This window comes from Sphingomonas sp., from assembly GCF_017745215.1.
GTDB lineage: Bacteria > Pseudomonadota > Alphaproteobacteria > Sphingomonadales > Sphingomonadaceae > Sphingomonas.
The window spans coordinates 20,178-27,420 of the sequence record NZ_JAGHZV010000030.1; the positions used below are offsets into that span (position 1 = coordinate 20,178).

Sequence of the window (7,243 nt, forward strand, 5' to 3'; positions counted from 1 at the left end):
CCATGAGCACAGCGACTCTCCCCGCCGCCGATCCGGCCCAGCCGGTGCGCTTCTACGAGCTCGACGAGCATCCGCATCCCGAAGGCTACAGCACGATGCTGGGCTTCTGGATCTACCTGATGAGCGACTGCCTCATCTTCGCGATCCTGTTCGCCGCCTATGCGGTGCTCGGCGGCAATTATGCCGCGGGGCCCGGGCCCAAGGAGCTGTTCGACCTGCCGCTCGTCGCGCTGAACACCGCGATGCTGCTGTTCTCGTCGATCACCTACGGCTTCGCGATGCTCGAGATGGCGAAGGGCAGGAAACGCGGCACCATCCTGTGGCTCGCGGTCACGCTCTGCTTCGGCGCGGCGTTCCTCGGGATCGAGCTCTATGAGTTCAACCATCTGATCCACGAAGGCGCCGGGCCGACGCGCAGCGCCTTCCTCTCGGCGTTCTTCACGCTGGTGGGGACGCACGGGCTGCACGTCACCTTCGGCTCGATCTGGATCGTGACGATGATGGTGCAGGTGAGCCGCTTCGGCCTGATCCAGGCCAACCGGCGCCGGCTGATGTGCCTCAGCCTGTTCTGGCACTTCCTCGACGTCATCTGGATCGGCGTCTTCACCTTCGTCTATCTGATGGGAATGCTGCGATGAGCCCTGAAACGCATCATGAGCACGATGCCGGCGAGCCGCACGGCAGCCTCAAGGACTATCTGATCGGCTTCGGCCTGTCGGTGGTGCTCACCGCTATCCCCTTCTGGCTGGTGATGGCGCATCCCTTCGCCAACGGCGTGACGGCGGCGCTGGTCATGGGCTTCGCGGCGGTGCAGATCCTCGTCCACATGATCTACTTCCTCCACATGAACGGCAAGGCGGAGGGCGGCTGGCCGATGACCGCGCTGGTCTTCACGCTGATCGTGGTGGTGATCACGCTGAGCGGCTCGCTGTGGGTGATGTACAACCTCAACACCAACATGATGCCGATGCCGGATCCGAGCCAGCTGCCGTGAGGTTCGCCTGGCTGGGCGCGGCGCTGGCGGCGGTCGTGCTCGCCGGGCTGGGTGTCTGGCAGCTCGAGCGGATGCAGTGGAAGCATGCGCTGATCGCCGCGGTGAACGCGCGCGTGGCGGCGCCCGCGGTGGCGGCGCCGGTCTCGGCGGATGCCGAGCGCGATGCCTATCGGCACGTTCGCGTGACGGGGCGGTTCGAACATGACCGCGAGACCTTCGTCCAGGCCGTGACCGAGCGCGGCGCGGGCTATTGGGTGCTGACACCGCTGGTGACGCGCGACTTCACGCTGCTGGTCAACCGGGGCTTCGTGCCGCCCGAGAAGCGCGATCCGAAGACGCGCGCGGCGGGCAATCCGGCGGGCGAGGTGACCGTCACCGGCCTGCTGCGCATCACCGAGCCGGGCGGCGGCTTCCTGCGCACCAACGATCCCGCGGGCAATCGCTGGTATTCGCGCGACGTCGCGGCGATCGCCCGGGCGCGCGGACTGGGGGGGACGGCGCCCTATTTCATCGACGCCGATGACAGGCCGAACCCGGGCGGCTATCCCGTCGGCGGACTGACCGTGGTGCACTTCCCCGACAACCATCTCGTCTACGCGCTGACCTGGTTCGCGCTTGCCGGGCTCGCCGCCTGGGGCGCGTGGCGCTTCCGCAGGGCCGAGGCATGAACCCGATCGACCCGTCGAAATGGGGGCCGGGGCGGCGCAACCTGTGGCTGCTCATCCAGTTCCGCTGGATCGCGGTCGGCGGCCAGCTCGCGACGATCGCGGCGGTCGACCGGATGCTGGGGATCCGGCTGCCGCTCGTGCCGCTGCTGCTCGCGCCGATCGCGCTGATGGCGATCAACTTCGTCAGCCTGCCGCTGCTCCGCCGCAAGGGCGCGGTGACCAACGAAGTCATCACCGGCGCGCTGCTGCTCGACGTCGCCGCGCTCGCCTGGCAGCTCCACTTCACCGGCGGGCTCGCGAACCCCTTCGCGTCGCTGTTCCTTCTCCACGTCGTGCTCGGCGCGATGCTGCTCAAGCCCTGGTCGAGCTGGGCGATCGTCGGCGCCGCGGGGCTGGGGCTGATCGCGGCGGCGATCGACCCGGTGCCGCTCGCGATTCCGGAGCGCTACCACAGCCCGTTCAACCTCTACCTCACCGGCAGCCTGATCTGTTTCGCCCTGATCGCGATCCTGCTCGTGCTGTTCGTCACGCGGATCAGCCGCAACCTGCGCGACCGCGACGCCGCGCTCGCCGCAAGCCGCCAGCGCGCCGCCGAGGAGGACCATATCGTCCGCATGGGGCTGCTCGCCTCGGGCGCGGCGCATGAGCTGGGGACGCCGCTCGCGTCGGTGTCGGTGATCCTCGGCGACTGGCAGCGGATGCCGCGGCTCTCGGGCGACGCCGACCTCGCGCAGGACATTATCGACATGCAGGCCGAGATCGCGCGTTGCAAGACGATCCTCAGCGGCATCCTGATGTCCGCGGGCGAGGCGAGGGGGGAAGCGCCCGAGTTCACCACGATGCGCACCTTCCTCGACGGCATCGTCGCCGAATGGCGCGCGAGCCGGGCGCCCGCCGAGGTCGATTATTCGGACCAGTTCGGGCCCGATGTGGCGATCGTCTCCGATCCGGCGCTGCGCCAGGTGATCGGCAATGTGATCGACAATGCCGCCGAAGTCTCGCCTGCATGGATCGGGATCACCGCGGCGCGCGCGGGCGATGCGCTGGTGCTCGAAGTGGCGGACAAGGGGCCGGGGTTCGCGCCCGAGATGCTCGGCGGGTTCGGCCAGCCCTATCGATCGACGAAGGGGCGGCCCGGCGGCGGGCTGGGGCTGTTCCTGCTGGTCAATGTTCTGCGCAAGCTGGGCGGCGGCGCAGTGGCGTACAACCGTGTGGCCGGCGGGGCGCTGGTGCGGATTACGCTGCCGTTGGACGCGATCGCGAGGCCGGGATGAACGAGAAGCTGCTGGTGATCGTCGAGGACGATGCGGCGTTCGCACGGACGCTCAAGCGCTCGTTCGAGCGGCGCGACTATCGCGTGCTGCTCGCCGAGAGCCATGAGGCACTGGCCGCGCTGCTCGAGGACGAGAAGCCGGGGTTCGCGGTGGTCGATCTGAAGCTGGGCGGTGCCTCGGGGCTGGCCTGCGTGCAGACGCTGCGCGCGAGCGACGCCGACATGCGGATCGTGGTGCTGACCGGCTTCGCCAGCATCGCGACGGCAGTGGAGGCGATCAAGCTGGGCGCGAGCTATTATCTCGCCAAGCCGTCGAACACCGACGACATCGAAGCGGCCTTCTTCCGCGACGAAGGCGATCCCGAAGCGCCGGTGACGCACCGCCAGTCGTCGATCAAGACGGTGGAATGGGAGCATATCCACCAGACCTTGGTGGAGACCGATTTCAACATCTCGGAGGCAGCGCGGCGGCTGGGGATGCACCGGCGGACCCTGGCAAGGAAGCTGGAGAAGCGGCCGCTGAAGTGAGGACGCCTTAAATAACCGCCGTCTTAAAATAACCGCCGTCATCCCGGCGAAAGCCGGGACCCAGGGCAGCAAGCCGCGTCGCCCGTGGCCCTGGGTCCCGGCTTTCGCCGGGATGACGGCTTAGGTGGAGGGCGTCAGCGGGCGATTTAGGGGAGGGACGTTAGCGGACGAGTTGGCTCAGGCCGGCTGCGTTACCCGCACATCCTCGCGGACCCCGCCGATCCACGTCGCGCTCACGTCCAGCGCCTCGTCGAGCAGCACCAGGTCCGCCCGCAACCCCGCGGCGATCCGCCCGGTCTCTGAGCCAACCCCAAGGAACCCCGCCGGCGTCGCGCTTGCCATCGCCACTGCGATCTCCAGCGGCACGCCGAGCATCGCCGCGGTGTTCCGCACCGCTCCGACCATGTCGAGGTTCGACCCCGCCAGCGTTCCCGCCGCATCGGTCACCGCGCCGTCGCGCACGAAGATCCGCCGACCCTGGAGCAGGAACTCGCCCGCGTCCGAGCCGACCGAGGGCATCGCGTCGGTCACCAGCATCATCCGCGCCGGAGACTTGCAGCGCAGCGCAAGCCGGAGCGTCGCGGGGCTGACGTGATGCCCGTCGACGATGATCCCGCAGGTGACTTCGTCGCGCTCGAGCGCCGCGCCGACCACCCCCGGGCGGCGCGAGCCGAGCTGGGTCATCGCGTTGAACAGATGCGTCACGCCCGTGAGCCCAGCGTCGATCGCGGCGCTCGCTTCCTCATAGGTCGCGTTGGTGTGGCCCGCCGAGACGATCACGCCCGCTTCGACCAGCCGCGCGATCATCCCCGCCGGCGCGCGCTCGGGGGCAAGCGTCACCAGCGTGCGGCCGCGGCTGAGCGAGGTGAGCACTGCCAGCCCCTCCTCGTCGAGCGGGCGGATCTTCTCGGGAAGATGGATGCCCTTGCGGTCGACGTTGAGGAACGGCCCCTCGATATGGATGCCGAGCACCCCCGGCACGCCCTGCTGGATCGCCGTATCGACTGCCGCCACCGCCTCGCGGATCACCGAGAGATCGTCGCTGATCAGCGTCGGCAGGAAGCCGGTGGTGCCGAAGCGGCGATGCGCGGCGCCGATCGCGGCGATGCCGTCGACCGTCGGCGCGTCGTTGAACAGCACGCCGCCGCCGCCGTTGACCTGGGTGTCGATGAAGCCGGGGACCAGCGTGCCCTCGAGCGCCTCGCGCGGCATCGCGGCAGGCAGCTCGGCCACCGGCACCAGCGCGGCGATCCGGCCGCGATCGACGATCACCGCGAGGTCGCTGCGGAAGGCGCCGTCCACCAGGACGCGCGACGGGATCAGCGCCGTCGCCATCAGACGGTTTCGGTCACTTTGGCGAGCAGCGGGGGCCGGTCGGGATCGAAGCCGCGGCGGATCGAGAGCGCGTTCGCGGCGCGATAGAAGGCCTGGATCTGCAGCATCGGCTCGATCGCAGGATGCGCCGCGGGATGGGGGAGGGCAATCGCCCCGTCGGGCGCATCGCCCGCGACGAGCACATCGCCGCCGCGCGCCACCACTTCGGCGACGAGCTGGTCGATCCCATCGGCGGTCTGGTCGGCCTGGCGGAAGACGAGCAGCGGGAAGTCCGGTCCCACCAGCGCCATCGGCCCATGGCGGACCTCGGCGGCGCTGAACGCCTCGGCATGGAGCCCGCAGGTCTCCTTGAACTTGAGCGCGGCTTCCTGCGCGACGCCGAAGCCGATGCCGCGGCCGATGACGTAGAGCCCGCGCGCTTTCTCCAGCCGGTCGACGAGCGGAGTCCAGTCGCAGGCCCAGGCGGCGCGGAGCTGCTCCGGCGCGGCCTGGAGCGCGGCGAGCAGCACGCCGTCAGCGGCCCAGCCGCCGGCGAGGTGGAGCAGCGCGGTGAGGCTGGCGATGTACGATTTGGTCGCGGCGACGCTGAGCTCGGGCCCGGCGTGGAGCGGCAGCACCATATCGGCTTCGGCGGCGAGCGGCGACTCGGCGACATTGACCAGCGCGATCGTCCGCGCGCCGCCCGACTTGGCGCCGCGCATCGCCGCGAGGATGTCGGGGCTCTTGCCCGACTGCGAGATGCCGAGCGCGAGCATGTCCGACGTGTCGGCGCTCGCGCCATAGACTGAGGCGACCGAAGGGGCGGCAGAGGTGGTCAGCACGCCGAGCCGGGTCTCGAACAGGTATTTGGCGAAGGTCGCGGCATGGTCCGAGCTGCCGCGCGCGCAGGTGAGCACACCGCGCGGCGGGGCCTGGCGCAGCGTCTCGCCGATCGCGGTGACCATCTCGGCATTGGCGGCGAACTGGCGGGCGATCACCTCGGCCGCTTCGCCGGCCTCCTGGAACATCTTCGTCGTGGCGGGATCCTTCATGCCGGCTCAGCCCCGCGTGTCGAGTTCGGCGACGAAGTCATAGGCGTCGCCTCGGTACCAGCTCTGCGTGGCTTCGATCACGCGCCCGTCGGCGAGAAAGCCGCGCCGCTCGATGTACAATCCCGGCGCGCCGGCTTCGATCCCGAGCAGCTCGGCCTGTTCCTCGTTGAAGAGGACCGCGCGCAGCCGCTGGAGCGCGCGCACCGGGCGCATGCCGGTCGCCTGGAGCGCGGCGTAGAGCGAGGAACTGACCGCCTCGATCCCCGGCAGGCCGAAGCCCGGGATGATCGCGAACTCGAGCGCCATCGGCACCTCGTCGGCATAGCGGATGCGGTGGAAGCGATAGACTTCGGTGCCCGGGCTGAGGCCGAAGGTGAGCGATTCCTCACCGGTCACCGCGCCGGCCGCGCGGATCAGCCATTCGCTTCGTACGGTCCGCCCCCGCGAGGCCATGTCTTCCGAGAAGGACGAGAGCTTGGCGAACTGCTTCTCGACGCGGCTCGCCACGAAGGTGCCTGCGCCGTGGCGACGGACCAGCAACCCCTCGTCGACCAGCTTGTCGATCGCCTTGCGCAAGGTGATTCGCGAGACCGAGAGATCAGCAGCGAGGTCCCGCTCGGCGGGGAGCGCTTCATTGGGCTTGAGCAGATTGTCGCGCAGCGCTTCGCGCAACGCGTTCTCGAGCTGCCGGTATAGCGGCCCTCTCCCCGGGCCATCGAGCGGCCTGATCTTTTCTGCCAGCAGCGGCATCGCTTCCCCATAATCGGCTGTGCGCCTTATGCAACACTAGTACCACTAACGTACCATTGTCAGCAGAAAATTGCACTGGACTGTAATCCCAATGTAAGAATCCGTCTTGACGACCCCCATTGGCTGAGGAATGGTACGGGTATTGGTACGCGACTGGTCTACCAGCGACGTACCACAAAGAATCATAAGAAGCATAAGCAAGTTCAGAAACATCTGACCAAGGGGATGAGACATGGGGATCCGGGGATTTCTTATCGGCACGGCCAGCGCCATGGCGCTGCTCACCGGCGCCGCGCATGCACAGACCAGCGACACCACTGCCCAGCCTGCCGATGAAGGCGAGATCGTCGTCACCGGCTTCCGCGCATCGCTCGCCCAGTCGATCGACGCCAAGCGCAAGGCCGATGCGATCATCGACTCGGTCTCTTCCGAAGATGTCGGCAAGTTCCCCAACACCAACGTCGCCGAAGCGCTGACGCTGGTTCCGGGCGTCACCGTCGACCGCCAGTTCGGCCAGGGCGAGAAGGTCTCGATCCTCGGCACCGATCCGGCGCTGAACCGCACCCTGCTGAACGGCCAGACCGTCGCTTCGGCCGACTGGTTCATCCTCGATTCGCCGGGCCGCACCTTCAACTACGCGCTGCTCGCGCCGCAGCTCGTCAAC

At 68.6% G+C, this 7,243-nt stretch carries 9 protein-coding genes; 6 read left to right on the top strand and 3 right to left on the bottom strand.

Annotated features, from left to right (window positions below):
* The first annotated feature begins 2 nt into the window (after positions 1–2).
* The 5 genes from cyoC to J7495_RS19615 are packed head-to-tail and all read left to right on the top strand — an operon-like array spanning position 3 to position 3,463.
* Positions 3–638: a cytochrome o ubiquinol oxidase subunit III gene (gene cyoC, locus J7495_RS19595; protein ID WP_294058664.1), complete on the top strand. Its 636-nt coding sequence runs from the start codon at positions 3–5 to the stop codon at positions 636–638.
* Entirely contained in the window at positions 635–994 is a 360-nt protein-coding gene (gene cyoD / locus J7495_RS19600) for a cytochrome o ubiquinol oxidase subunit IV (protein WP_294058665.1), read from the top strand. The genes cyoC and cyoD overlap by 4 nt, the downstream gene beginning before the upstream one ends.
* Positions 991–1,662, top strand: a complete 672-nt coding sequence (locus J7495_RS19605; RefSeq protein WP_294058666.1) for an SURF1 family protein — start codon at positions 991–993, stop codon at positions 1,660–1,662. Before cyoD ends, J7495_RS19605 begins: the two co-directional genes overlap by 4 nt.
* The gene (locus J7495_RS19610) at positions 1,659–2,936 is read left to right on the top strand and encodes an ATP-binding protein (RefSeq protein WP_294058667.1); all 1,278 of its coding nucleotides are present in this window, start codon (positions 1,659–1,661) and stop codon (positions 2,934–2,936) included. The genes J7495_RS19605 and J7495_RS19610 overlap by 4 nt, the downstream gene beginning before the upstream one ends.
* A complete protein-coding gene (locus tag J7495_RS19615; RefSeq protein WP_294058668.1) occupies positions 2,933–3,463 on the top strand; it encodes a response regulator transcription factor in 531 nt (176 codons plus the stop codon). Before J7495_RS19610 ends, J7495_RS19615 begins: the two co-directional genes overlap by 4 nt.
* A 177-nt stretch (positions 3,464–3,640) precedes the next feature.
* Here J7495_RS19615 and nagA read toward each other — a convergent pair whose 3' ends face one another.
* From nagA to J7495_RS19630, 3 genes are read right to left on the bottom strand one after another with little or no spacing between them, the layout of a single operon-like run.
* Positions 3,641–4,798, bottom strand: a complete 1,158-nt coding sequence (gene nagA, locus J7495_RS19620) for an N-acetylglucosamine-6-phosphate deacetylase (RefSeq protein ID WP_294058669.1) — start codon at positions 4,796–4,798, stop codon at positions 3,641–3,643.
* Positions 4,798–5,829, bottom strand: a complete 1,032-nt coding sequence (locus J7495_RS19625; protein WP_294058670.1) for an SIS domain-containing protein — start codon at positions 5,827–5,829, stop codon at positions 4,798–4,800. The genes nagA and J7495_RS19625 overlap by 1 nt, the downstream gene beginning before the upstream one ends.
* A gap of 6 nt (positions 5,830–5,835) precedes the next feature.
* Positions 5,836–6,579, bottom strand: coding sequence for a GntR family transcriptional regulator (locus tag J7495_RS19630; protein WP_294058671.1), 744 nt, complete (start codon positions 6,577–6,579; stop codon positions 5,836–5,838).
* A 232-nt stretch (positions 6,580–6,811) separates the two neighbouring features.
* On the opposite strand from J7495_RS19630, the gene J7495_RS19635 reads away from it, so the two are divergent.
* Positions 6,812–7,243: TonB-dependent receptor plug domain-containing protein (locus J7495_RS19635; RefSeq protein ID WP_294058672.1), on the top strand; the 432-nt coding region annotated here is incomplete at its 3' end.

What these genes read in the sequence shown, in the direction of transcription:
- cyoC (WP_294058664.1), top strand. Translation starts at nt 3, where the DNA reads ATGAGCACAGCGACTCTCCCCGCCGCCGATCCGGCCCAGCCGGTGCGC.
- cyoD (WP_294058665.1), top strand. Translation starts at nt 635, where the DNA reads ATGAGCCCTGAAACGCATCATGAGCACGATGCCGGCGAGCCGCACGGC.
- J7495_RS19610 (WP_294058667.1), top strand. Translation starts at nt 1,659, where the DNA reads ATGAACCCGATCGACCCGTCGAAATGGGGGCCGGGGCGGCGCAACCTG.
- J7495_RS19615 (WP_294058668.1), top strand. Translation starts at nt 2,933, where the DNA reads ATGAACGAGAAGCTGCTGGTGATCGTCGAGGACGATGCGGCGTTCGCA.
- nagA (WP_294058669.1), bottom strand. Translation starts at nt 4,798, where the DNA reads ATGGCGACGGCGCTGATCCCGTCGCGCGTCCTGGTGGACGGCGCCTTC.
- J7495_RS19625 (WP_294058670.1), bottom strand. Translation starts at nt 5,829, where the DNA reads ATGAAGGATCCCGCCACGACGAAGATGTTCCAGGAGGCCGGCGAAGCG.
- J7495_RS19630 (WP_294058671.1), bottom strand. Translation starts at nt 6,579, where the DNA reads ATGCCGCTGCTGGCAGAAAAGATCAGGCCGCTCGATGGCCCGGGGAGA.